This window comes from Variovorax sp. Root411, from assembly GCF_001425205.1.
GTDB lineage: Bacteria > Pseudomonadota > Gammaproteobacteria > Burkholderiales > Burkholderiaceae_C > Variovorax.
Map to the genome: position 1 here is coordinate 68155 of NZ_LMDW01000015.1, position 23680 is coordinate 91834.

Sequence of the window (23680 nt, forward strand, 5' to 3'; positions counted from 1 at the left end):
ATTAGCGCATCAAACGAGGTCAGCGGCCATCGAGCGCGAGGTTCAACGCCAGCACATTGACGCGCGGCTCACCCAGAAAGCCCCACAAGGACCCCTGTGTGTTCTTCGCGATCAGTGCGTTGACCTGCTCGAGCGGCAGGCCGCGCACGCGCGCGACGCGCGCTGCCTGGTAGCGCGCCGCGGCCGGGCTGATGTCGGGATCGAGCCCGCTGGCCGAGGCCGTGACGAGGTCGACCGGCACCGCTGTCGCGTTGCCCGGGTCGGCCGCGCGCAGCGCCTCGACGCGTGCCTTCACCGCATCGGCCAGCGCCGGGTTGAGCGGGCCCAGGTTCGAGCCACCCGAGGCGCTCGCGTTGTACGGCTGCGGCGCGGTGGCCGACGGGCGGCCCCAGAAGTGCTTCGGATCGCCGAAGTTCTGGCCGATGAGCTTCGAGCCCACTGTCTTGCCGTCGAGCTCGACCAGGCCGCCGCCCGCTTGCGCGGGGAACACCGCTTTGGCCGCACCGGTAACGGCCATCGGATAGATCAAGCCGGTGAGCGCGCTCAGCAGCACGAAGAGCACGAGCGCGGGGCGGACGATGCCGCCGTTGTTGTTTTCCATGATGAAGAACTCCTCAGACCAGGTGGACTGCAACCAGCAGCCAGTCGATCAGCTTGATGCCGATGAAGGGAATCAGCAGGCCGCCCAGCCCGTAGATGGCAAGGTTGCGGCGCAGCAGCGCGGCGGCGCCCACGGGCCGGTAGCGCACGCCCTTCAGCGCCAGCGGAATCAGGAACACGATGACCAGCGCGTTGAAGACCACCGCCGACAGGATCGCCGACGACGGGCTCGCGAGCCGCATCACGTTGAGCGCACCGAGCTGTGGATACGTCGAGACGAAGATCGCCGGAATGATCGCGAAGTACTTCGCCACGTCGTTCGCGATCGAGAAGGTGGTGAGCGAGCCGCGCGTCATCAGCAGCGCCTTGCCGGTCTCCACCACTTCGAGCAGCTTGGTCGGATTGGAGTCGAGGTCGACCATGTTGCCGGCCTCCTTCGCGGCCTGCGTGCCGCTGCCCATGGCCACGGCCACGTCGGCCTGCGCGAGTGCGGGCGCATCGTTGGTGCCGTCGCCGGTCATCGCGACCAGGCGGCCTTCGGACTGGTACTTGCGGATGAGCGCGAGCTTGTCCTCGGGCGTGGCTTCGGCGAGGAAGTCGTCGACGCCCGCTTCGGCGGCGATGGCCGCCGCCGTGAGCTTGTTGTCGCCCGTGATCATCACGGTCTTGATGCCCATGCGACGCAGCTCCGCGAAGCGCTCCTTGATGCCGGTCTTGACGATGTCCTTGAGTTCGACCACGCCGAGCACGCGGCTGCCCTCGGCCACGGCCAGCGGCGTGCTGCCGCGGCGCGCCGCTTCCTCGGCCGCACGCAGCACCTCGGGTGCCATGCTGCCGCCAAGCGCTTCGACGTGGCGGCGCACCGCATCGACTGCGCCCTTGCGCAGCAGGATGGCTTCGGTGTCCAGGCTGTTGGGCGCGGCCGGCAGGTCGACGCCGCTCATGCGGGTCTGCGCAGTAAAGGGAACGAAGTGCGTGCCTTCGACTGCGGTGGCATCCAGCCCGTCGCGGCGGGCCAGCTCGACGATGCTGCGGCCTTCGGGCGTTTCGTCGGCGAGCGAGGCGAACATCGCAGCGCGCGCCAGGCGTGCCTTCGGAATGCCCGGCGCCGGCAGGAACGACGTGGCCTGGCGGTTGCCGTGCGTGATGGTGCCGGTCTTGTCGAGCAGCAGCACGTCGACGTCGCCGGCCGCTTCCACCGCGCGGCCCGAGGTGGCGATCACGTTGGCCTGCATCATGCGGCTCATGCCGGCCACGCCCACGGCCGACAGCAGGCCGCCGATGGTGGTCGGGATCAGGCACACCAGCAGCGCGACCAGCGCGGTGAGCGACACCACGGTGCCCGCACCGGTGGCCTCCACGCTGAACACCGAGAACGGCAGCAGCGTGACGGTGACCATCAGGAACACGAGGGTGAGCGCCACCAGCAGGATGGTCAGCGCGATCTCGTTGGGCGTCTTCTGGCGCTTGGCCGCTTCGACCATGCCGATCATGCGGTCGAGGAAGGACTCGCCCGGGTTCACCGACACGCGCACCACCAGCCAGTCGGACAGCACGCGGGTGCCGCCGGTCACGGCCGAGAAGTCGCCGCCCGACTCGCGCACCACCGGCGCCGATTCGCCGGTGATGGCGCTCTCGTCGACCGAGGCCACGCCTTCGATCACCTCGCCGTCCAGCGGGATCACGTCGCCGGTCTCGACCAGCACCACGTCGCCCTTGCGCAGGTTGGGCGCCTGCTCCGGTAGCCACTGTGCGCCGTGGTGCGGCTCATGCAGCTTCTTGGCCCAGGTGTCCTTGCGCAAGCCGCGCAACGAGGCGGCCTGCGCCTTGCTGCGGCCTTCGGCCAGTGCTTCGGCGAAGTTCGCAAACAGCACGGTGAACCACAGCCACACGGTGATGGCCAACACGAAGGCGGGCTTCATGCCGGTGTCGCCGGGGAAGCTCAGCGCATGGAGCCAGAGCAGCGTGGTCAGGATGCTCCCGATGTAGACGATGAACATCACCGGGTTGCGCCACTGGGTGCGCGGGTTGAGCTTGGCGAAGGCGCCCCACAAGGCGGGCTTGACCAGCGCTGCATCGAACAGCGAGAGAGAGTTTTTTGTGTTGGCAATCATGGTGCGCACCTTCTTATTTCCAGAGCACGAGGTGTTCGACGATCGGACCTAGAGCCAACGCCGGCACGTAGTTGAGCAGGCCGACCAGCAGCACGGTGCCGATCAGCAGCGAGACGAACAGCGGGCCGTGCGTGGGCAGCGTGCCGCTGGTGACGGGCAGGCGCTTCTTGGCCGCGAGCGCGCCGGCCACGGCGAGCACCGGCACGATCATCGCGAAGCGGCCGAGCCACATGGCGAGCGCGAGCAGGCCGTTGTAGAAGGGCGTGTTGGCCGACAGGCCCGCAAAGGCGCTGCCGTTGTTGTTGGCGGCCGAGCTCAGCGCGTACAGGATTTCCGAGAAGCCGTGCGCGCCCGGATTCGCGATGCCGGCCTTGCCGGCGGTCGCGATCACCGCTACCGCCGTACCGGCCAGCACCAGGATCGGCGTGACCAGGATGGCGATGGAGATCAGCTTCATCTCGCGCACCTCGATCTTCTTGCCGAGGTACTCGGGCGTGCGGCCGATCATCAGCCCGGCGATGAACACCGCGAGCATCGCGAAGATCAGCATGCCGTAAAGGCCGCTGCCAACGCCGCCGAACACCACCTCGCCGAGTTGCATGAGCACCATGGGCACCATGCCGCCGAGCGGGGTGAGCGAGTCGTGCATGCCATTGACCGCGCCGCATGAGGCGGCCGTGGTGATGGCTGCGAAGAGCGAGGAGGCATCGATGCCGAAGCGGACTTCCTTGCCTTCCATGTTGCCGCCGGCCTGCAGGGCGCCCGGCACCTGATCGACGCCGAGCGAAGCCAGCAGCGGATTGCCGGCCTGCTCGGCGTGCGTGATGGCCACCACGGCAATGACGAACATGACCGTCATCGCGGCGAGCACGGCCCAGCCCTGGCGCATGTCGCCGACCACATGGCCGAGGGTGAAGCACAGCGCGGCCGGGATCAGGAAGATCGCGATCATCTGCAGCAGGTTCGCCAGCGCGGTCGGGTTCTCGTACGGATGCGCCGAGTTCGCGTTGAAGAAGCCGCCGCCGTTGGTGCCGAGCATCTTGATGGCCTCCTGCGAAGCGACCGGGCCCATCGCGAGCGTCTGGGTGCTGGTGGTGGCGCCTTCCATCACCGGCTGGCCCTTGTCGTCCTTCAGCGGCTGGCCGTCGGCGCCGTTCTTCGGCTGCTGGAAGGCGGTGGCCTCGACCGTGTTCACGGTCTTGTAGACGTCGAAGTTCTGGATCACGCCCTGGCCCGCGAAGACCATGGCGATGACGAACGAGATCGGCACCAGCACCCACAGCGTGATGCGCGTGATGTCGGCCCAGAAGTTGCCCACGAGCCCCTTGCCATCCCCACGGCGCGCAAAGCCGCGCACCAGCGCGAAGGCCACCGCGATGCCGGTGGCGGCCGAGAAGAAGTTCTGCACCGTGAGCCCGAGCATCTGCGTCAGGTAGCTCATGGTCGACTCGCCCGCATAGCCCTGCCAGTTGGTGTTGGAGACGAAGCTCACCGCGGTGTTGAAGGCCGAGTCGGGCGACACGGCCGCCATGCCCGCGGGGTTGAGCGGCAGCCAGCCCTGCAGGCGCTGCAGCGCATAGAGAAAGATCGCGCCGATTGCATTGAAGGCCAGCAGCGCGAGCGCGTAGCGCAGCCAGTGCATCGACTGAGCGGGCTTGGTGCCCGCGAGCTTGTAGAGCGGCGCCTCGACGCGCAGCATCCAGCGCGGCAGGCGCTCGTTGCACAGCGCGGCGAGGAACTTGCCGACGGGCCAGGACAGCACGCCCACCAAGACAAGGAAAAGGGCCAGCAGGCCCCAGGCGGAGGAAGTCATTTCAGAATTCCTCCGCGCAGATCAGCGCGAACACGAGGTAGGCGAAGAGAACCACGGCGATCAACGCGCCGAAGCCATAGAGAACTTCGAGGCCGATCACGATGACGCTCCGTCGGTCTTGTTCGATGGCTTCGGTGCGTCGAGCCTGTCCAGCCCGACCACCATGGCCCCCACCACGGCCCACAGCGCCAGCAAGGCGCCCATCCAGACGATGTCCATTCAATTGCTCCTGGAACGAAACACAAGGCCTTCAGTCTCGGCAGCAGTGCGTAAAAACGGGGAACAGAGTCAGCGGCGGCGCATAAAGAAAGCGTAAAAGCACACTGCCCTGCGTGGCTTGGGGTCATTTGCTTCCAGCCTCGACAGCGGCGCCGTGCCACTTAATAATCAAAATGACCACTTTGATTAATCTCATGCCAGCCTCCGTCGCCGGGCCCGCACCCATGCCGCACCAGCCGGCAGACCGCATCCTCTCCACGCTCAAGACGCGTGGTGCGCTCGGCATTCCCGACATTGCCAAGGTCCTGAACGTCACGGTGGAGGCGGTGCGCCAGCAGATGGCCAAGCTGCAGGCCGAGGGATGGGTCGACGCCGAGAGCCGCTCCAGCGGCCGCGGCCGGCCCACGCAGATCTGGCGGCTCACGGGCGAGGGCCACAAGCGCTTTCCCGATACGCATGCCGAGATGACGGTGCAGATGATCAGCGCCGTCATCAGCGTGTTCGGTGAGAAAGGCATGGACCAGCTCATCGCAGCGCGCGAGGCAACCATGCGCGCCAACTACGCCGAAGCCATGCGCGGCGCGCGCAGCCTCGAGTCGCGGCTGGCGCGGCTCGCCGAAATTCGCAACCGCGAAGGCTACATGGCCGAGTTCCGGCCCGACGAACAGAGCCCGAGCGACGGCTTTCTGTTCATCGAGAACCACTGTCCCATCTGCACCGCGGCGCGGGCCTGCACGGGCTTTTGCCGCAGTGAACTGCAGTTGTTCAACGAAGTGCTGGGGCCCCATGTGGCCGTCAGCCGCGTCGAACATGTGCTGGCAGGCGCCAGAAGATGCGCCTACCGGGTCGAACCCAGGGCGAATGCCTGAATCTTTTTTCAACAGCCACAAGGAAACCACGATGGAACACAAGCTCCCACCCCTGCCCTACGCCCTCGACGCGCTGGCGCCCGAGTACTCGCAGGAAACCCTCGAGTACCACTACGGCAAGCACCACAACGCCTACGTGGTGAACCTCAACAACCTGCAGAAGGGCACCGAGTTCGAATCGATGACGCTCGAGGAGATCGTCAAGAAATCCAGCGGCGGCATCTACAACAACGCCGCCCAGATCTGGAACCACACCTTCTTCTGGAACTGCAGACGCTCGAGGAGATCGTCAAGAAATCCAGCGGCGGCATCTACAACAACGCCGCCCAGATCTGGAACCACACCTTCTTCTGGAACTGCATGAAGCCCCAGGGCGGCGGCGCTCCGACCGGCGCCCTGGCCAAGGCCATCGACGCCAAGTGGGGCAACTACGACGCGTTCAAGGAAGCCTTCGTGAAGTCGGCCGTGGGCAACTTCGGCTCGGGCTGGACCTGGCTGGTGAAGAAGGCCGACGGCTCGGTGGACATCGTGAACATGGGCGCGGCCGGCACGCCGTTGACGACCGCAGACACCCCGGTGCTGACCGTGGACGTCTGGGAACATGCCTACTACATCGACTATCGCAACCTGCGCCCGAAGTTCGTCGAGACCTTCCTGGCCAAGCTGGCGAACTGGGACTTCGCGGCGAAGAACTTCGGCTGAAAGTTCAGCCGTTGATGAGGTTCAGGATGTTCCCGTCCGGGTCCTTGAACCACGCGACCTTCATGCCGCCCATGACGTGAAGGTCGCCCTCGAGCGTCGTGCCGGGCATGTCGTAGTGCTCGAAGCGCACGCCCCGGTCCTTCAGCGCGGCGGCGATGCGCCCGATGTCGTCGCCGACCTGCCAGGTCACGGCCGTGGCCTGGTTGGTGCCCGCGAACTGGGAGCGGTACACGTTGATGCGCGTGCTGCCGCTGCGATAGACGATCACTTCGTCGCCCTCCGCATCGACCTGCGACAGGCCCAGCGTGTCTTCGTAGAAGCGGCGGGCCACGGCGAGGTCCTTGACCGCGAGGTTGGCCACGGCGTTGATGTGTCCGAGCATGCGAGTCTCCTTCGAAGCCAGGCGAACTGTCGAAGCGCGCCAGGCGAGCCAAAAATACTCAACCATGCGGTGCAGTATTCGCATCGGGCGAGGCCCTGTCAAGGCATCGGAAAATAGCTCACCGCAAGCCGATACGAGCCCCATCGCGAATGAAGAATTCCTTCTTATGCGGCTTCCGGCACACTGCACCCCCGGTGCAGTGACGACGACAAAGCCTGCAACCCCGAAACGACCTCGACAAAGAGACAACCCATGATCCGCAGACACTTCGGCACGCTGGCCATTGCGCTGGCCCTCCCGCTGGCTTTCACGGCCGCCGCACAAGCACAAAGCTATCCCGCCAAGCCCGTGCGCATGGTCGTGCCCTTCCCGCCCGGCGGCGGCACCGACATCCTGGCGCGCCTCGTCGCCCAGAAGCTCACCGAGGCGAACCACTGGACCGTGGTGCCCGACAACCGTGCGGGTGCCGGCGGCACCATCGGCATTGCCGAGGCCGCGCGCGCCGCGCCCACGGGCTACGACATCGTGATGGGCCAGAAGGACAACATGGTCGTCGCGCCCTGGCTCTACAAGAACCTGAGCTACAACCCGGTGAAGGACCTGACCGCGGTCGCCCACGTGGCCTACACGCCGGTGGTGATCGTCACGCAGGCCAACTCGAAGTTCAAGACGCTGAACGACGTGGTGACTGCCGCGCGCGCCGCGCCCGACACCATCACCTACGGCTCGCCCGGCAACGGCACCACCATCCACCTGGCCGGCGAGATCTTCAACGGCGCCGCCAAGATCAAGATGCGCCACGTGCCCTACAAGGGCTCCAACGCGGCCATGATGGACGTGCTCGCGGGCAACGTCGACCTGATGGTGTCGTCGGTGCCTTCTGCGCTGGCGCAGATCAAGGCGGGCAAGCTGCGCCCGCTGGCCGTGACCTCGGCCAGGCGCAGCACCTCGCTGCCCGACACGCCCACCGTGGCCGAGCTCGGCTACAAGGGCTTCGACGTGAGCACCTGGTATGGCCTGTTCGTGCCGGCGGGCACGCCGAAGGACATCGTCGCCACGCTCAACGCCCAGGTCAACAAGCTGCTGGCCACGCCTGAAATGAAGGCCGCCATCATCGCCCAGGGCGCTGAGCCCGAGAGCATGACGCCCGAGCAGTTCGGCGCGCTGCTGAAGACCGACTACGAGAAGTGGAAGGGCATCGTGCAAGCCTCGGGCGCGACAATCGAATAAGCCCACGAGTCGCAGAATGGTGTCTCCAGAACAAGCCGCATCGACGGCATGGAGACACCGATGGTTCCTTCGCTTCCCCTGAAGACGGCCGCCCTGGCAGCGGTCGCCGCCCTCGTCCAGGGCTGCGCACAGACACCCGCGCAGCAACCCTCCGACGCCACAGTCGCCGCCCACGTCGCGGCGGCCACCAGATCCGCGGGCAGCGACCTCGGCGCCCTGCTCATGCTGTGCAAGCCAGCTCCTGCCACGCGGCCGCAGCAGGCCGAACTGGACAGCGGCCTCAACGCACTCATCAACAAGCCGGCACCACCGCCGGGCAAAGCCTTCGACAACCTCTACTTCGTGGGCGCCGACTGGGTCAGCGCGTGGGCCATCAAGACCTCCGACGGCATCATCCTGATCGATGCGCTGAACAACCAGGTGGAGGCCTCCGCGCTGATCGAGGGCGGCATGCGCAAGCTCGGCCTCGACCCGACGCAGATCAAGTACGTGCTGGTCACGCACGGGCACGGCGACCACTACGGCGGCGCGCCGTATCTCGCGCAGAAATACCGCGCGCGCGTGGTCATGAGCGACACCGACTGGACGATGACCGAGACGAAGCTGGAGTTCGCCACGCCGATCTGGGGCGCGCCGCCCAAGCGGGACATTTCGGTGAAGGATGGCGACCGCCTCACCCTGGGCGACACCACCCTCACCTTGTACGTCACGCCCGGCCACACCATGGGCACCATCTCGCCGGTTTTCGACGTGGGCTCCGGTGGCCAGAAACATCGCGCCATGCTCTGGGGAGGCACGAGCTTCAACTTCGGCAAGGACGTGCCGCGCCTGGACAGCTATATCGACTCCACGCGGCGCATGGGCACGGTGGTGTCGGCCCAGAAGATCGACGTGATGCTGTCGAACCACTCGAACGTCGACGGCTCGCAAGCCAAGCTGGCGGCGCTGCGCCAGCAGCCGGCGGCGCAGGCCAATCCGTTCGTGATGGGGACGCCTGCGGTGGAACGGGCGTTGAGCGTGATGGGTGAATGCGCGCAGGCGCAGCGTGATCGGTTCGCGATGCAGTGAGTCTGTCTTGCTCCTTCCCCCGCTGGGGGAAGGTTGGGATGGGGGCGGCTCCCGCATTCGAGGCGGCGTGGACTTGACGGCCGCTTGCCCCCACCCCGGCCCTCCCCCGGAAGGGGAGGGAGAAATTCAAATACCCGCGCTCAGTCCGGCACGAACTTCGTGTTGAAGATGTCGACGTCCGTTTCCAGCTCGAACGTCGCCACCTGCCCCATCTTCCCGTCGCTCATCCTGCAGGCCGAGAACAGGCTGTAGCGGCCCTTGAAGTAGAACTCGTCCATCACGATCAGCGCGTACGGGTACGGCACGAAGACCTGGTGTTCGAAGATGATGCGGTGTACGTTCCGCGGCGACGGAAAGAGCTTGTAGTCGTTGGTGTCGATCGACTTGGCGGTGGCCATGGTGTGTTCGTCCTGTGGTTTCAGGCCGGGTCGCGCACGTCGGCCACGGGGTTCGTACCGAAGTCCGCTCGGGCCAGGTACTTCAGCACCTTGGCGGCCGCCGTGGCGGGGCTGTCGAGCATGCCTTCGTTCTTCATCTTCTCGAAGCGCGTGCGGTCGGGGAACTTCTCGGCCGAAGCGCCGCGCAGCTGCACCTGCATGTCGGTGTCGATCACGCCGGGCGCGAGCGAGACGATGCGCGCACCGTTCGGCGCATTCGCTTCTTCGAGCGCCACGGCGCGCGAGAAATGGTCCATGCCGGCCTTGGACGCGCAATAAGGCGCCTGGCTGCCCATGGCGTTGCGGCCCAGGCCCGACGAGATGTTCAGCACCTTGCGCGCGCCGCGCCACTCGCGGGTGGCGCCGAGGAAAGCGGCCGTGAGCAGCATCGGCGCTTCGAGGCCGATGCGCAGGGCCAGCGACAACTCGGACTCCACCGCACGCGACAGCGGCGCGGGGTTGCCGACGGTGCCGGCGTTGTTGATGAGCGTGACGCTGTCGAAGCGTTGGGCATCGACGGTCTTGAGCCAGGCCGATACGCGGGCTGCCGCGGCGACCGGGTCGGACAGGTCCTGCTCCCATTGCACAAGTTCGGCGCCGGCAGCCTTGGCGGCCTCGGCCAGTTGCGCGTCCTGCTTGCGCGAAATGCCGAGCACCACGTGGCCGGCCTGCAGCAGCTGTTCGGCCATGGCACGGCCCAGGCCGCGCGAAGCGCCGGTGATGAGGGTGAGGTGAGAAGCGGTCATCGGGAAACGTCTTTCTGAAGCGAAGGCAAGAAGATTAAAGGGACTTGGGTTTACCTGTTCACTTGAATTGCTTGCGCAGGAAGTTGCGGTGGCGGGCGATGTGCTGCAGCTGCGCGGGGGCGACGCTGCCACCGAGATCGACTTCGTCCGCGCCATTGAGCACCGCGTTGGCGTTGGTCATCGCCCGCGCGACGACTTCCTCCTCGCTCACGCCGAGCTGCGCAGCGAGGTCGAGCGCCACGCGCCGCATGGCGCGCTGCGAGAGCATCCACATCGCGCCGAAGCGGTCCCATGCAAGCGCGGCTTCGTCGGCTTTCTCGCGGTCGGCCAGGATCTCGTTGAGCGGCTTGGCCAGCACCGCGTTGAGCGCGTCGATCTTCTCGGTCAACTGCTCGTTGCGTTCGATGGCTTCTTCCAGCGTCGGGCCGGCCTCTGCGGACTTGGCCTTCGGCGCCTCGGGCGGTGGAACGAAGCCGGCCTGCGCGTTCGCGGGCACGATCTGGAGCTTGTCGGTCAGGGTCATGGGGTTTCCGTTGGCGTTGGCAGGTTCTTCTTGTTCGACATCGCGGTCGCGCGCAACCCGGGCAGGTCGAGCACGCGCAGGCCACCGTACTCCACGCGGATCAACCCCTGCGCCGACAGGCCGTTCAGCGCCTCGTTCACACGCTGGCGCGACAGGCCGACGAGGTAGGCCAACTCCTGCTGCGTGATGCGCAGGACTTCGCCCACGCCCGGGTACAGCACCGGGTTGAACAGCGAAACGAGGTTGCGCGCCACACGCGCGTCGGGGTTGTTGAGGCGGTCGATCTCCAGCGCCGCGATGAACTGGCCGAGCCGCTCGTTGAGCTGGTTCATCACGAAGCGGTTGAAGCCGATGGAGTGGTCGAGCAGCCAGTGGAAGCTCTCGATCGGCAGCCCCGCCACCAGGCTGCGCCGCAGCGCCTGGATGTTGTAGCGGTAGGGCTCGCGCTTCATCACCGTGCCTTCGCCGAACCAGCCGCCGGGCGGCACGCCGGTGTAGGTGACCGAGCCGCCATCGGCGTTGTCGTTGCTCATCTTGAGCAGGCCCTCGAGCACGCCGAACCAGTAGGTGGGCGAGCGCCCGACGCGGCACACGAGGTCGCCTGGCTCGGCCTCGCCGACCACCAGCGTGGTCTCGGCGCGGCGGCGCTCGGCGGGCGTGAGCGTGGGCAGCCACGGGATGCCGCCGAGTTCGGCGCCGCTGGGGGGGCGCACGCGGTCCTTGATCGAACCGACGAGCACGTTGTTGTGGTTGAGGTCGCCGCGAGGCATCGGGAAACTCCGGGGAGTAGTGTCCCTAGGATTGTCGTTGGAATGACAACCGGGCGTCAAAGTGAGACCTACGATCCGCCCACTGTGCAAACAACCGCCCCCACCTTCCCCCGTCTGCTGCTCGCGCATGCCGAGGCCCAACCCGAGGCGCCCGCCGTGCGCGAGAAGGACCTCGGCATCTGGCAAACCTGGACCTGGAACGCCGTGGCGCAGGAGGTGCGCGAAATGGCCTGCGGCCTCGCGAGCCTGGGCTTCAAGGCTTTCGACAACCTCGCCATCGTTGGCGCCAACCGGCCACACCTGTACATGGCGGTGATCGCCGCGCAAAGCCTGCGCGGCGTGCCGGTGCCGCTGTACCAGGACGCGGTGGCGAGCGAGATGGTCTTCATGCTGCAGGACGCGGCCGTGGAGTTCGTGATCGTCGAAGACCAGGAACAGGTCGACAAGCTGCTCGAGTGCCGCGAGCTGCAAAAAGACCAGCAGCACGGCATCCGCCACATCATCTACGACGACCCCAAGGGCCTGCGCCATTACGACCAGCCCGGGCTGATGAGCTACGAGCAGCTGCGCGCGCTGGGCCGCGAGTTCGACAAGGCCAACCTGGGCTACTACGACCGTGCGGTGGCCAGCGGCGAAGCCACCGACGTCGGCGTCATCCTCTACACCTCGGGCACCACCGGCCGTCCCAAGGGCGTGTGCCAGACGCATGCGAGCTTCATCGCGGCGGGGCGCGGCGGCGTGGAGACCGACAAGCTCGGCCCCGGCGACAACATCATGAGCTACCTGCCGATGGCGTGGGTGGGCGACCACCTGTTCTCCGTCGCGCAATGGCTGGTGGGCGGCTTCACGCTCAACTGCCCCGAGTCGGCCGAGACGGTGATGAACGACATGCGCGAGATCGGCCCGAGCTACTACTTCGGCCCGCCGCGCACCTTCGAAGGCCTGCTCACGGCCGTGTCGATCCGCATGGAAGACGCGGCGGCGCCCAAGCGCTGGCTGTATGCGAAGTTCATGGCACTGGCGCAGCGCGTGGGTGCCGACATCCTGAACGGCGCGCCCGTGGGCTCCGGCGACCGGCTGATGTACGGCCTGGGCAACCTGCTGATCTATGGCCCGCTGCGCAACGTGCTGGGCATGAGCCGCATCCGCGTGGCCTACACGGCCGGCGCGGCCATCGGGCCCGACCTGTTCCGTTTCTACCGCTCCATCGGCGTCAACCTCAAGCAGTTCTACGGCCAGACCGAGACCTGCGCCTACGTGTGCCTGCAGCAGGACGGCAAGGTCAAGCTGCAGACGGTGGGCACCGCCGCGCCGGGTATCGAGCTGAAGATCGCCGACGACGGCGAGGTACTGGTGCGCGGCGTGTCGGTGCTCAAGGAGTACTACAAGCGCCCCGACGCCACCGCCGAGGTGCTCGATGCCAACGGCTACTTCCACACCGGCGACGCGGGCGTGCTCGACAGCGAAGGCCACCTGCGTATCATCGACCGCGCAAAGGACGTGGGCCGGCTCGTGAGCGGCGCCATCTTTGCGCCCAACTACATCGAGAACAAGCTCAAGTTCTTCCCGCAGATCAAGGAAGCCGTGTGCTTCGGCAACGGCCGCGACGAGGTCTGCGCCTTCATCAACATCGACTTCGAGGCCGTGGGCAACTGGGCCGAACGCCGCGGCCTGGCCTATGGCGGCTATGTCGACCTGGCCGGCAAGCCCGAGGTGCTGACGCTGATTGCCGAATGCATCGCCAAGGTCAACGCCGACCTCGCGGCCGAGGACGGCATGGGCGAGACGCAGATCGCGCGCTTCCTCGTGCTGCACAAGGAACTCGACCCCGACGACGACGAACTGACCCGCACGCGCAAGGTGCGCCGCGGCTTCATCGCCGAGAAATACGCGGTGCTGGTCAGTGCGCTCTACGGCGGCAGAACCGAGCAGTTCATCGAGACGCAGGTCAAGTTCGAGGACGGGCGCACGGGCGCGGTGAGTGCCACGCTGAAGATCGTCGAGGCGAAGACGTTTCCCATCGTGAAGGCCGCCGCATGAGCCGCCGGACCGTCCCCAAGGCGAATACCGCAGCGCGCAGCGCGGAGGTCATCGAATGAGCAACCGGAAAACCGGCGACGTCATCCTCGACGTCCAGAACATCAGCTTGAGCTTCGGCGGCGTGAAGGCACTGACGGACATCAGCTTCAACGTGCGCGAGCATGAAGTGCGGGCCATCATCGGGCCGAACGGCGCGGGCAAGAGTTCGATGCTGAACTGCATCAACGGCGTGTACTGGCCGCAGCAGGGCTCCATCACCTTCCGCGGCCAGACCTTCAAGCACATGAACTCGCGCCAGGTGGCCGAGATGGGCGTGGCGCGCACCTTCCAGAACCTGGCGCTGTTCAAGGGCATGAGCGTGCTCGACAACATCATGACGGGGCGCAACCTCAAGATGAAGAGCGGCCTGCTCGCGCAGGCGCTGCGCTGGGGCCCGGCCGAACGCGAGGAGCTGCGGCATCGCGAGTTCGTCGAACACATCATCGACTTCCTCGAGATCCAGGCGCACCGCAAGACGCCCGTGGGCCGCCTGCCCTACGGCCTGCAGAAGCGCGTCGACCTGGGCCGCGCGCTCGCGATGGAACCGCAGGTGCTGCTGCTCGACGAGCCGATGGCCGGCATGAATGTGGAAGAGAAGCAGGACATGAGCCGCTTCATCCTCGACGTGAACGACGAGTTCGGCGCGACCATCGTGCTGATCGAGCACGACATGGGCGTGGTGATGGACATCTCCGACCGCGTCGTGGTGCTGGACTACGGCAAGAAGATCGGCGACGGGACGCCGGATGAAGTGCGGAACAACGAGGACGTTATTCGGGCGTATCTGGGTGTGGAGCACTGAGATGACGCCGCACAACTGCCTCCCGTCTTGCCCCCTCTCCCGCTTGCGGGAGAGGACTGGGGTGAGGGCCGACGGCCTCATTACCTCCAGCGGATTTTCCAACGCCGCTTGCCCTCACCCCAACCCTCTCCCGCAAGCGGGAGAGGAAGAAAGAAACTGACCATGGGCTTTTTCCTCGAAACCCTCTTCGGCGGCCTCATGGTCGGCATGCTCTATTCGCTGATCGCCATCGGCTTCGTGCTGATCTACAAGGCCTCGGGCGTCTTCAACTTTGCACAAGGCGCGATGGTGCTGTTCGCGGCGCTGGCCATGGCGCGCTTCTCGGAGTGGTTCCCGCAGTGGTTCGGCTTCGAGAACCAGATCCTCGCGAACATCCTGGCCTTTGTCGCCGCCATGGCGGTGATGGTGGTGGTGGCGTGGCTCATCGAGCGGCTCGCGCTCAGCAAGCTGGTGAACCAGGAAGGCATCACGCTGCTGATGGCCACGCTGGGCATCGCCTACTTTCTCGACGGCGTGGGCCAGACGATCTTCGGCAACGACATCTACAAGATCGACGTGGGCATGCCCAAGGAGCCGCTGATGGTGCTCGAAGGCACCTTCCAGGGCGGGCTGCTGCTGAGCCAGGAAGACCTGATCGCCGCGCTGGTGGCGGCCGGCCTCGTGGTGGTGCTCGCGATCTTTTTCCAGAAGACGGCCACGGGCCGCGCCCTGCGCGCGGTGGCCGACGATCACCAGGCGGCGCAGTCGATCGGCATTCCGCTCAAGCGCATCTGGGTGATCGTGTGGTCGGTGGCCGGATTCTCGGCACTGGTGGCTGGGATCATCTGGGGCTCCAAGCTGGGCGTGCAGTTCTCGCTGTCGCTGGTGGCGCTGAAGGCGCTGCCGGTGGTGATCCTCGGCGGGCTCACCTCAATCCCGGGCGCCATCATCGGCGGCCTGCTGATTGGCGTGGGCGAGAAGCTGTCCGAAATCTATCTCGGCCCGATGCTCGGCGGCGGTATCGAGATCTGGTTTGCCTACGTGCTGGCATTGGTTTTCTTGCTGGTTCGCCCGCAAGGCCTGTTCGGCGAAAAGATCATCGATCGGGTCTGAAAAAATGTTCTACAGAGAAAACGGCCAGTTCAAGTCGAGCTACCGCGCCGACCAGCAGATCTTTCCGATCGCGCAGGACCGCCTCGCGATCCTCGTTCTGCTCCTCGTGGCTTTCGTCGTGGTGCCGCTCGGCGTGTCCGACTACTGGATGCGCGCGATCCTCACGCCCTTCCTGATCCTGTCGCTCGCGGCGCTGGGCCTCAACATCCTCGTGGGCTACTGCGGCCAGATCTCGCTGGGCACCGGCGCCTTCATGGCGGTGGGCGCGTACGCGGCCTACAACTTCCAGGTGCGCATCGACGGCATGCCGCTCATTGCCTCGCTGCTGCTGGGCGGCCTGTGCGCGACGGTGATCGGCGTGCTGTTCGGCATTCCCAGCCTGCGCATCAAGGGCCTGTACCTTGCAGTGGCCACGCTGGCCGCGCAGTTCTTCACCGACTGGGCGTTCCTGCGCATCCAGTGGTTCACCAACAATTCTTCTTCGGGCTCGGTGAGCGTGGCGGGGCTCAACGTGTTCGGCGTGCCCATCGAGTCGCCGGTGCAGAAGTACCTGTTCTGCCTGATCTTCGTGGCGGTGTTCGCGCTGCTCGCAAAGAACCTGGTGCGCAGTGCCATCGGCCGCGAATGGATGGCGATGCGCGACATGGACGTGGCGGCCGCGGTGATCGGCATCCGCCCGGTGTACGCCAAGCTCACGGCCTTTGCGGTGAGCAGCTTCATCGTCGGCGTGGCCGGCGCACTGTGGGGCTTCGTGCACCTGGGCGCGTGGGAGCCGGCGGCGTTCAGCATCGACCGCTCGTTCCAGCTGCTGTTCATGGTGATCATCGGCGGGCTCGGCTCGATCATGGGCAGCTTCTTCGGCGCCGCCTTCATCGTGCTGCTGCCGCTCTTCCTGAACCAGTTGCCGGGGTGGCTGGGCTTCTCGATTTCCACCGCGCTGGCCTCGCACCTGGAGACCATGATCTTCGGCGCGCTGATCGTGTTCTTCCTGATCGTGGAGCCACACGGCCTCGCGCGGCTGTGGTCCACGGCCAAGGAGAAATTGCGGCTCTGGCCCTTCCCTCACTGAATTCCCGTTCGCACGTAAAAACCCGGCACCGAGGTGCCCACATAAGGAGACAGGCATGAAACTGAAATCGCTCGCTCTGACCGCCGCCCTGGTGGCCAGCACCCTCGGCGCCTTGCTCGCGCCATCGATCGCGCAGGCGCAGGCCAAGGAGCAGTTCTTCCCGCTGCTGGTGTACCGCACCGGCCCCTACGCGCCCAACGGCACGCCCTGGGCCAACGGCAAGCAGGACTACATCAAGTACATCAATGCCACCGGCGGCATCAACGGCGTGAAGATCGCGTACGAAGAGTGCGAGACCGGCTACGCCACCGACAAGGGCGTGGAGTGCTACGAGCGCCTGAAGAGCCACCCCGGCGTGGCGCTGTTCGACCCGCAGGCCACCGGAATCACCTTCGCGCTGACCGACAAGGTGCCGACCGACAAGATCCCGCTCATCACGCTGGGCTACGGCCTCTCGGCCTCGCAGGACGGCAGCGTGTTCAAGTGGAACTTCCCGCTGATGGGCTCCTACTGGACCGCGGCCGACATCCTGATCCAGCACATCGGGAAGAAGGAAGGCGGCATGGACAAGCTCAAGGGCAAGAAGATCACCCTCGTGTACCACGACTCGCCGTTCGGCAAGGAGCCTATTCCGCTGCTGCAGGAGCGCGCCAAGCAGAACGGCTTCGAGCTCTCGCTGATCCCGGTGACGGCGCCCGGCGTGGAGCAGAAGTCGGCCTGGCTGCAGGTGCGCCAGCAGCGGCCCGACTACGTGCTGCTGTGGGGCTGGGGCGTGATGAACTCCACCGCGCTGAAGGAAGCCGTGGCCACCGGCTACCCGCGCGAGAAGATGTACGGCGTGTGGTGGGCCGGCGCCGAGCCCGACGTGAAGGACGTGGGCGCCAACGCCAAGGGCTACAACGCGCTGGCGCTCAACACCTCGGGCACGCAACCCAAGGTGATCCAGGACATCCTGAAGCAGGTGCACGACAAGGGTCAGGGCACAGGGCCGAAGGAAGAAGTGGGCTCGGTGCTCTACACGCGCGGCGTGATCATCCAGATGCTCGGCGTCGAGGCCGTGAGGCGCGCGCAGGAGCGCTTCGGCAAAGGCAAGGTCATGACCGGCGAGCAGGTGCGCTGGGGCATGGAAAACCTCGCGCTCGACCAGAAGAAGCTCGACGCGCTGGGCTTCTCGGGCGTGATGCGCCCGGTGAGCACCTCGTGCCAGGACCACATGGGCTCGACCTGGGCGCGCGTCCATACCTGGGACGGTGCCAAGTGGGGCGGCATGTCCGACTGGTACCAGGCCGACGAGCAGATCATCAAGCCGATGGTGAAGGCTTCGGCCGAGAAGTACGCCGGAGAAAAGAAGCTGACGCGCCGCGATGCGGCGGACTGCAGCTCTTGATGCGCTGAGCCGTGGCGGCTCGCGAGAGCCGCCATTCGAAAGAACAGCGCTGTCGTTGTTCTTTCGAATGCTTCGGACCACACCATGAGCGAATCCAACATCCTTCTCAACGTCAACGGCATCGAGGTCATCTACAACCACGTGATCCTCGTGCTCAAGGGCGTGTCGCTGACCGTGCCCGACGGCGGCATCGTGGCGCTGCTCGGCGGCAACGGCGCGGGCAAGACGACCACGCTGCGCGCAGTCAGCAACCTGCTCGCGGGCGAACGCGGCGCCGTCACCAAGGGCACCATCGAGTTGCGCGGCGAGCGCATCGAGGCGCTGTCGCCGGCCGAGCTTGTGAGGCGAGGGCTGATCCAGGTGATGGAAGGCCGCCACTGCTTCGCGCACCTGACCATCGAAGAAAACCTGATGACCGGCGCCTACACGCGCACCGACGGCAAGGCCGCGGTGCAGCAGACGCTGGACAAGGTCTACGCGTATTTCCCGCGCCTGAAGACGCGGCGCACTTCGCAGGCGGCCTACACCTCCGGCGGCGAGCAGCAGATGTGCGCCATCGGCCGCGCGCTGATGGCCAATCCGAGCATGGTGCTGTTGGACGAACCCTCGATGGGCCTTGCGCCGCAGATCGTCGAGGAGGTGTTCGAGATCGTGAAGGACCTCAACGCCAAGGAGCGCGTGACCTTCCTGCTGGCCGAGCAGAACACCAACATGGCGCTGCGCTATGCCGACTACGGCTACATCCTGGAGAACGGCCGCATCGTGATGGACGGCGCGGCGCAGAGCCTGCGCGAGAACGAGGACGTGAAGGAGTTCTACCTTGGCGTCGGCGGTGCGGACCGCAAGAGCTTCCGCGACGTGAAGAGCTACAAGCGGCGCAAGAGGTGGCTGGCTTGAAGCTGCGATGTTTTGCGCGCCGCTGTTCGGGGGGCGATCACGCCGGCGGGGTGCCTTGCTCCGCGAATGTCCCCCGCTTCGCTCCTCCTTTATTTCGCTGCGCAAGGCACCCCGCCAGCGTGATCGTTCAGAGCACTTGTCGATCGCAGCGAAATAAAGGAGGAGCGAAGCGGGGGACATTCGCGCAGGGGAGTACCCGATGGCCTGAGCACGTACCCCGAACCCCGAACGCGCCCAATCCCAAGCCCCAGCGCAGTAAGAAGCCGAACTGAAAGAAGAAGGGGACGAACATGACCGACCACTACGACAAGCTTGAAATCCGCGACCCCGCCGAACGCGAGCGCGACCTGCTGGCCGCATTGCCGAAGCAGATCGCGCAAGCGCAGACCGCCGCACCGGCCTTCGCGAAGATCCTCGACGGCGTCAAGCCCGCCGACATCACCACGCGCGAGGCGCTTGCCAAACTGCCGGTCACGCGCAAATCCGAACTGCTCGACCTGCAGAAGGCACGCCGCGCGGACGACCCGTTCGGTGGCTTTGCGACCATCGTGCGCGGCCCGCGGATGCCGCGCATATTCGCGAGCCCTGGCACCATCTACGAACCCGAGGGCGAGGCGCGCGACTACTGGCGCACCGCACGGGCACTGCATGCGGCGGGCTTTCGCAGCGGCGAGTTGATCCACAACAGCTTCAGCTACCACATGACCCCGGCCGGCGCCATCATGGAGAACGGCGCGCATGCCATCGGCTGCACCGTGTTCGCGGGCGGCACCGGGCAGACCGAACAGCAGCTCGAAGCCATCGCCGACCTGAAGCCCGAAGGCTATGCAGGCACACCGAGCTTCCTGAAGATCCTGCTCGAGAAGGCCGAAGAAAAAGGCCAGAAGCTGCCCTCGCTTACCAAGGCGCTGGTGTCGGGCGAAGCCTTTCCGCCGAGCCTGCACGACTGGATTGCCGCGCATGGCGTGAAGGGCACGCAGTGCTATGCCACGGCCGACCTCGGGCTCATCGCCTACGAAACCAGCGCGCGCGAAGGCCTGGTGATCGACGAAGGCGTGCTGGTCGAGATCGTGCGCCCTGGCACCGGCGACCCGGTGCCCGACGGCGAGGTCGGCGAGATCGTCGTCACCACCTTCAACCCCGATTACCCGCTCGTGCGCTTCGGCACTGGCGACCTCTCGGCCGTGCTCGCGGGCACCTGCCCCACCGGCCGCACCAACAAGCGCATCAAGGGCTGGCTCGGCCGCGCCGACCAGACCACCAAGGTGCGCGGCATGTTCGTGCACCCCTCGCAGGTGGCCGACATCGTGCGGCGCTTTCCCGAGGCGCGGCGCGCGCGGCTCGTGGTATCGGGCGAGATGGGCGACGACAAAATGACGCTGACGCTCGAATGCGCGGGCGCCGTCCCCATAGGGTTTCAGGCCCGCGTGGGCGATGCGATCCGCGAAGTGACCAAGCTGCGCGGCGAAGTGGTCGTCGTCGGCGCAGGCGAATTGCCCAACGACGGCAAGGTGATCGACGACATGCGCAGCTACAAGTAGCGGCGGTACGGCCCGCGCACGGTGGGGGTGCGGATCACGATGCGAACCTAAGGGCTATTCGGTATAGGTCAGGTAACAGTCAGCCTTTAAGATCGCGGCGTTTTTATCCCCCTTCTCGGAGACGACATGAAAAAACTGTTCGCCCTCGCGGCGATTGCCGCCGCAGCCGTCGGTGCCCACGCCCAGGATTTCCCCGCGGGCAAGACCGTCACTCTGGTGGTGCCTTTCGCGGCCGGCGGTCCGACCGACCGTGTCGCGCGCGACCTTGCGGAAGCCATGCAGAAGACGCTCGGCACCACCATCGTCGTGGACAACACCGCGGGCGCGGGCAGTTCCATCGGCACCGCCAAGGTGGCGCGCGCCGCGCCCGATGGCTACACGCTGCTGCTGAACCACATCGGCATGTCCACCATGCCAGCGCTGTATCGCAAGCTGCCCTTCAACGTCGAGAACGATTTCGAGTACCTCGGCATGGTCAACGAAGTGCCGATGACGCTGATCGGCAAGCCCGGCCTGCCCGCCAACAACTACAAGGAACTGACGACCTGGATCGCCGCCAACAAGGGCAAGATCAACCTGGGCAACGCGGGCCTGGGCGCTGCCTCGCACCTCTGCGGCCTGCTGCTCCAGAGCGCACTGAAGGTCGAGATGACGCCCGTGCCATACAAGGGCACGGCTCCGGCCATCGCCGACCTGCTCGGCGGCCAGATCGACCTGCTGTGCGACCAGACGACCAACACCACCTCGCAGATCGAGGCCAAGAAGGTCAAGGCCTATGCCGTCACCACGAGCAAGCGCCTGACCACGCCGGCGCTGAAAGACCTGCCGACGCTCGACGAGTCGGGCCTGAAGGGCTTCGAGGTGTCGATCTGGCACGGCGTGTACGCCCCCAAGGGCACGCCGGCACCGGTGCTGAAGAAGCTCAACGAAGCCATCAAGGCCGCCTTGAAGGACCCCGGTTTCATCAAGCGCGAAGAAGCACTGGGCGCGGTGATCACCATCGACAAGCGCACCGAGCCGGCCGAGCACAAGAAGTTCGTCTCGGCCGAGATCGCCAAGTGGGGTCCGATCATCAAGGCCGCTGGGGTCTACGCAGACTAGCTGTTGCTCGCCCCCAGGCCGCACGGCAAAGCCGGTGCAGCGGTGTTTCTGGATTTGAATTCGCAGAAGCCGCCGTACTTTCGAGGACGGCGGCTTTTTGTCGCGGCTACTTCGGCCGGATCGCGTCCGCCGTCCCCTGGATGAAGGCCTTGATGCTTTCGATCTCCTCGCCCGAGAGCTTGCCCGTGAAGTCGGGCATGCCGCGCGCCATGGCCGGGCCCTTGAGGATGAACTTGTCGAGGTTCTCGATGTAGGCCGCGTCCATGTAGCCGAGGTTGGGAATGTTGCCGCCGCGGTCCACGCCGGGCACGCCGTGGCAGAACACGCAGTTGCTCACGTACAGCATGGTGCCGGCCTGGACCTTGGCGGGGTCGTACTTCACGCCCTGCACCAGCTTGTCCATGCGGTACTGAACGAAGTCCGGCATCTTCGCCGTGCCGCCCACCGCGAAGGTGTAGACCGTGCCGGGGCCCTGACGCTCGGTGGCACGCTGCGCGAGGCCGTACACGCCGCCCCAGCCCACCGCGACCGACACGTACTGCTTGCCGTCGACCATGTAGGTCGAGGGCGCCGCCACCACGCCTGTGCCGGTGGGCGTTTCCCACAGCTTCTCGCCCGTCTTCGCGTCGTAGGCCAGCAGGCGCCCGTCGGCCGTGCCCTGGAACACGAGGTTGCCCGCGGTGGTGAGGGTGCCGCCGTTCCATGGCGAGGCGTAGTCGACGCCCCATGCTTCCTTCTGCGCGACCGGGTCCCAGGCCACGAGGCGGCCGAAGGGCTTGCTCTTGGGCGGCTCGGCATTGGCGAACTTGGCGAGGTTCCAGCCCAGGCCGGAGTGCGGGCGGCCCGGCACGTCCTCGTTGAACTTCCAGTCCTTGTCGTCCATGAGGTTGATCGGCACGTTCTGCGCGGGCAGGTAGGCGAAGCCGGTCTGCGGGTTGAACGACATCGGGTGCCAGTTGTGCGCGCCGAACGGCCCCGGAACGGAGTCCCCGGGCTTGGTGGTGTCGCGCGCCGCGGCGATCTCGATGGGACGGCCGTTCTTGTCGTAGCCCGTGGCCCAGTTCACTTCGACGAAGTTCTTCGCCGAGATAAACCTTCCGTTGGTGCGGTCGATGACGAAGAAGAAGCCGTTCTTCGGCGCATGCAGCAGCACCTTGCGCGGCTTGCCGTCGAGCTTCATGTCGGCCAGGATCATCGACTGGGTGGAGGTGTAGTCCCAGTTGTCGCCTGGGGTCTCCTGGTAGTGCCACACATACTTGCCGGTGTCGGGGTTGAGCGCCACTACCGAGCCCAGGTAGAGGTTGTCGCCGCCCTTGGGACTGCGCGCCTTGTGCGACCAGGGCGAGCCGTTGCCGGTGCCCACGTACATCAGGTTGAGTTCGGGGTCGAAGGCGAAGCTGTCCCACGCGGTGCCGCCACCGCCGGCTTCCCAGTACTTGCCGCTCGGGTCCCAGGTCTTGGCGGCGCGCGCCATCGATTCGTCCTCGAAGGGCTTGCTGGGGTCGCCGGGCACCACGAACCAGCGCCACTTCTGGTCGCCGGTCTTCGCGTCGTAGGCGGTGACGTAGCCGCGCACGCCGTACTCGGCGCCGCCGTTGCCGATGATGACCTTGCCCTTGAACACGCGCGGCGCACCGGTGATGGTGTAGCTGCCCTTCTGGCCCTCGATGGTGTTCTTCTCCCAGACCTTCTGGCCGGTGGCCGCGTCGAGCGCGATCAGCCGGCCGTCGTAGGCCGCCACGTAGACCTTGCCTTCATAGATCGCCACGCCGCGGTTCACCACGTCGCAGCAGCCCCTGAAACCCTTGGACTTGTCGACCTGCGGATCGAAGGTCCACAGCTTCTGCCCGGTGCGCGTGTCGATGGCGTGCACCACGCTCCACGAGGCGGTGATGTACATGGTGCCGTCCACCACCAGCGGCGTGGCTTCCACGCCGCGCGTCGATTCGAGGTTGTACGACCAGACCAGCCCCAGCTGCTTGACGTTGCCGGCGTTCACCTGGTCGAGCCTGCTGAAGCGCGACTCCGAATAGTCGAGGCCGACGCTGGGCCAGTCGGGCGTCTTCTTCTGCGCTGCGTTGGCGCGGATGAAGCTGCCGTCGACGCGCTTCGTGGCGGCGGCCGCGCGGTCCTGTGCGTTCTGGGCCGTTGCCGCGGTCGGTGCGCCCAGGCACAGCAAGGCGCCGGCCAGCACGAGCAGCCCGGAGTGTGTTTTTTTCATCGCAGGTCTCCTTTGTCC

At 66.2% G+C, this 23680-nt stretch carries 22 protein-coding genes and 1 pseudogene; 12 read left to right on the forward strand and 11 right to left on the reverse strand.

Annotation, left to right across the window (positions count from 1 at the left end):
* Window positions 1-19: 19 nt before the first annotated feature.
* The 5 genes from kdpC to ASC92_RS29555 are packed head-to-tail and all read right to left on the reverse strand — an operon-like array spanning window position 20 to window position 4746.
* Window positions 20-601, reverse strand: a complete 582-nt coding sequence (kdpC, locus tag ASC92_RS14405; RefSeq protein WP_056516611.1) for a potassium-transporting ATPase subunit KdpC — start codon at window positions 599-601, stop codon at window positions 20-22.
* 13 nt (window positions 602-614) lie between these two features.
* On the reverse strand, window positions 615-2714 hold the full coding sequence (kdpB, locus tag ASC92_RS14410; RefSeq protein WP_056516614.1) for a potassium-transporting ATPase subunit KdpB: 2100 nt from the start codon (window positions 2712-2714) through the stop codon (window positions 615-617).
* 13 nt (window positions 2715-2727) lie between these two features.
* Window positions 2728-4527, reverse strand: coding sequence for a potassium-transporting ATPase subunit KdpA (gene kdpA / locus ASC92_RS14415; protein ID WP_056516617.1), 1800 nt, complete (start codon window positions 4525-4527; stop codon window positions 2728-2730).
* A gap of 1 nt (window position 4528) precedes the next feature.
* Window positions 4529-4627, reverse strand: coding sequence for a K(+)-transporting ATPase subunit F (gene kdpF, locus ASC92_RS14420; RefSeq protein ID WP_056516619.1), 99 nt, complete (start codon window positions 4625-4627; stop codon window positions 4529-4531).
* On the reverse strand, window positions 4624-4746 hold the full coding sequence (locus ASC92_RS29555) for a hypothetical protein (protein WP_268810467.1): 123 nt from the start codon (window positions 4744-4746) through the stop codon (window positions 4624-4626). Before ASC92_RS29555 ends, kdpF begins: the two co-directional genes overlap by 4 nt.
* A 194-nt stretch (window positions 4747-4940) precedes the next feature.
* On the opposite strand from ASC92_RS29555, the gene ASC92_RS14425 reads away from it, so the two are divergent.
* Both ASC92_RS14425 and ASC92_RS14430 read left to right on the forward strand, forming a co-directional pair.
* Window positions 4941-5615 (forward strand): helix-turn-helix transcriptional regulator, encoded by a 675-nt coding sequence (locus tag ASC92_RS14425; protein ID WP_157609062.1) that lies wholly within the window; start codon window positions 4941-4943, stop codon window positions 5613-5615.
* A gap of 31 nt (window positions 5616-5646) precedes the next feature.
* A pseudogene (locus ASC92_RS14430) lies at window positions 5647-6317 on the forward strand (superoxide dismutase).
* A gap of 4 nt (window positions 6318-6321) precedes the next feature.
* Here the strand turns inward: ASC92_RS14430 and ASC92_RS14435 are convergent.
* Window positions 6322-6699, reverse strand: coding sequence for a VOC family protein (locus ASC92_RS14435; protein WP_056516627.1), 378 nt, complete (start codon window positions 6697-6699; stop codon window positions 6322-6324).
* 252 nt (window positions 6700-6951) lie between these two features.
* Between ASC92_RS14435 and ASC92_RS14440 the strand changes: the two genes are divergently transcribed.
* Together ASC92_RS14440 and ASC92_RS14445 are read left to right on the forward strand one after the other, a co-directional pair.
* Complete coding sequence (locus ASC92_RS14440; RefSeq protein WP_056516629.1) at window positions 6952-7929, forward strand: Bug family tripartite tricarboxylate transporter substrate binding protein; 978 nt, start codon at window positions 6952-6954, stop codon at window positions 7927-7929.
* A gap of 60 nt (window positions 7930-7989) precedes the next feature.
* On the forward strand, window positions 7990-8997 hold the full coding sequence (locus ASC92_RS14445) for an MBL fold metallo-hydrolase (RefSeq protein WP_056516630.1): 1008 nt from the start codon (window positions 7990-7992) through the stop codon (window positions 8995-8997).
* A gap of 140 nt (window positions 8998-9137) precedes the next feature.
* Here the strand turns inward: ASC92_RS14445 and ASC92_RS14450 are convergent, their stop codons facing one another.
* The 4 genes from ASC92_RS14450 to ASC92_RS14465 are packed head-to-tail and all read right to left on the reverse strand — an operon-like array spanning window position 9138 to window position 11473.
* Window positions 9138-9395: a hypothetical protein gene (locus ASC92_RS14450; RefSeq protein ID WP_056516634.1), complete on the reverse strand. Its 258-nt coding sequence runs from the start codon at window positions 9393-9395 to the stop codon at window positions 9138-9140.
* Between the two features lie 20 nt (window positions 9396-9415).
* Window positions 9416-10180 carry an SDR family NAD(P)-dependent oxidoreductase gene (locus tag ASC92_RS14455; protein WP_056516637.1) on the reverse strand — a complete coding sequence of 255 codons (765 nt, stop codon included), beginning with the start codon at window positions 10178-10180 and terminating at the stop codon, window positions 9416-9418.
* Window positions 10181-10238: 58 nt separating this feature from the next.
* Entirely contained in the window at window positions 10239-10703 is a 465-nt protein-coding gene (locus ASC92_RS14460; protein WP_056516640.1) for a hypothetical protein, read from the reverse strand.
* Entirely contained in the window at window positions 10700-11473 is a 774-nt protein-coding gene (locus tag ASC92_RS14465) for a Crp/Fnr family transcriptional regulator (RefSeq protein ID WP_056516644.1), read from the reverse strand. Before ASC92_RS14465 ends, ASC92_RS14460 begins: the two co-directional genes overlap by 4 nt.
* Window positions 11474-11515: 42 nt before the next feature.
* Here ASC92_RS14465 and ASC92_RS14470 point away from each other — a divergent pair, with 42 nt between their 5' ends.
* The 8 genes from ASC92_RS14470 (at window position 11516) to ASC92_RS14505 (ending at window position 21441) form a co-directional block, all read left to right on the forward strand.
* Window positions 11516-13513 carry an AMP-binding protein gene (locus ASC92_RS14470; RefSeq protein WP_200935989.1) on the forward strand — a complete coding sequence of 666 codons (1998 nt, stop codon included), beginning with the start codon at window positions 11516-11518 and terminating at the stop codon, window positions 13511-13513.
* A gap of 55 nt (window positions 13514-13568) precedes the next feature.
* Entirely contained in the window at window positions 13569-14354 is a 786-nt protein-coding gene (locus tag ASC92_RS14475; RefSeq protein WP_056516649.1) for an ABC transporter ATP-binding protein, read from the forward strand.
* A 162-nt stretch (window positions 14355-14516) separates the two neighbouring features.
* Window positions 14517-15446 (forward strand): branched-chain amino acid ABC transporter permease, encoded by a 930-nt coding sequence (locus tag ASC92_RS14480; protein ID WP_007830559.1) that lies wholly within the window; start codon window positions 14517-14519, stop codon window positions 15444-15446.
* Between the two features lie 4 nt (window positions 15447-15450).
* A complete protein-coding gene (locus ASC92_RS14485; protein ID WP_007830558.1) occupies window positions 15451-16515 on the forward strand; it encodes a branched-chain amino acid ABC transporter permease in 1065 nt (354 codons plus the stop codon).
* 55 nt (window positions 16516-16570) lie between these two features.
* On the forward strand, window positions 16571-17902 hold the full coding sequence (locus tag ASC92_RS14490; RefSeq protein ID WP_056516650.1) for an ABC transporter substrate-binding protein: 1332 nt from the start codon (window positions 16571-16573) through the stop codon (window positions 17900-17902).
* Between the two features lie 84 nt (window positions 17903-17986).
* Entirely contained in the window at window positions 17987-18799 is an 813-nt protein-coding gene (locus ASC92_RS14495; protein ID WP_056516654.1) for an ABC transporter ATP-binding protein, read from the forward strand.
* A gap of 290 nt (window positions 18800-19089) precedes the next feature.
* Window positions 19090-20340: a phenylacetate--CoA ligase family protein gene (locus ASC92_RS14500; RefSeq protein ID WP_056516657.1), complete on the forward strand. Its 1251-nt coding sequence runs from the start codon at window positions 19090-19092 to the stop codon at window positions 20338-20340.
* 126 nt (window positions 20341-20466) lie between these two features.
* On the forward strand, window positions 20467-21441 hold the full coding sequence (locus ASC92_RS14505) for a tripartite tricarboxylate transporter substrate-binding protein (protein WP_056516661.1): 975 nt from the start codon (window positions 20467-20469) through the stop codon (window positions 21439-21441).
* A gap of 106 nt (window positions 21442-21547) precedes the next feature.
* Here the strand turns inward: ASC92_RS14505 and ASC92_RS14510 are convergent, their stop codons facing one another.
* Window positions 21548-23662 carry a PQQ-dependent dehydrogenase, methanol/ethanol family gene (locus ASC92_RS14510; RefSeq protein WP_056516665.1) on the reverse strand — a complete coding sequence of 705 codons (2115 nt, stop codon included), beginning with the start codon at window positions 23660-23662 and terminating at the stop codon, window positions 21548-21550.
* Window positions 23663-23680: the final 18 nt, after the last annotated feature.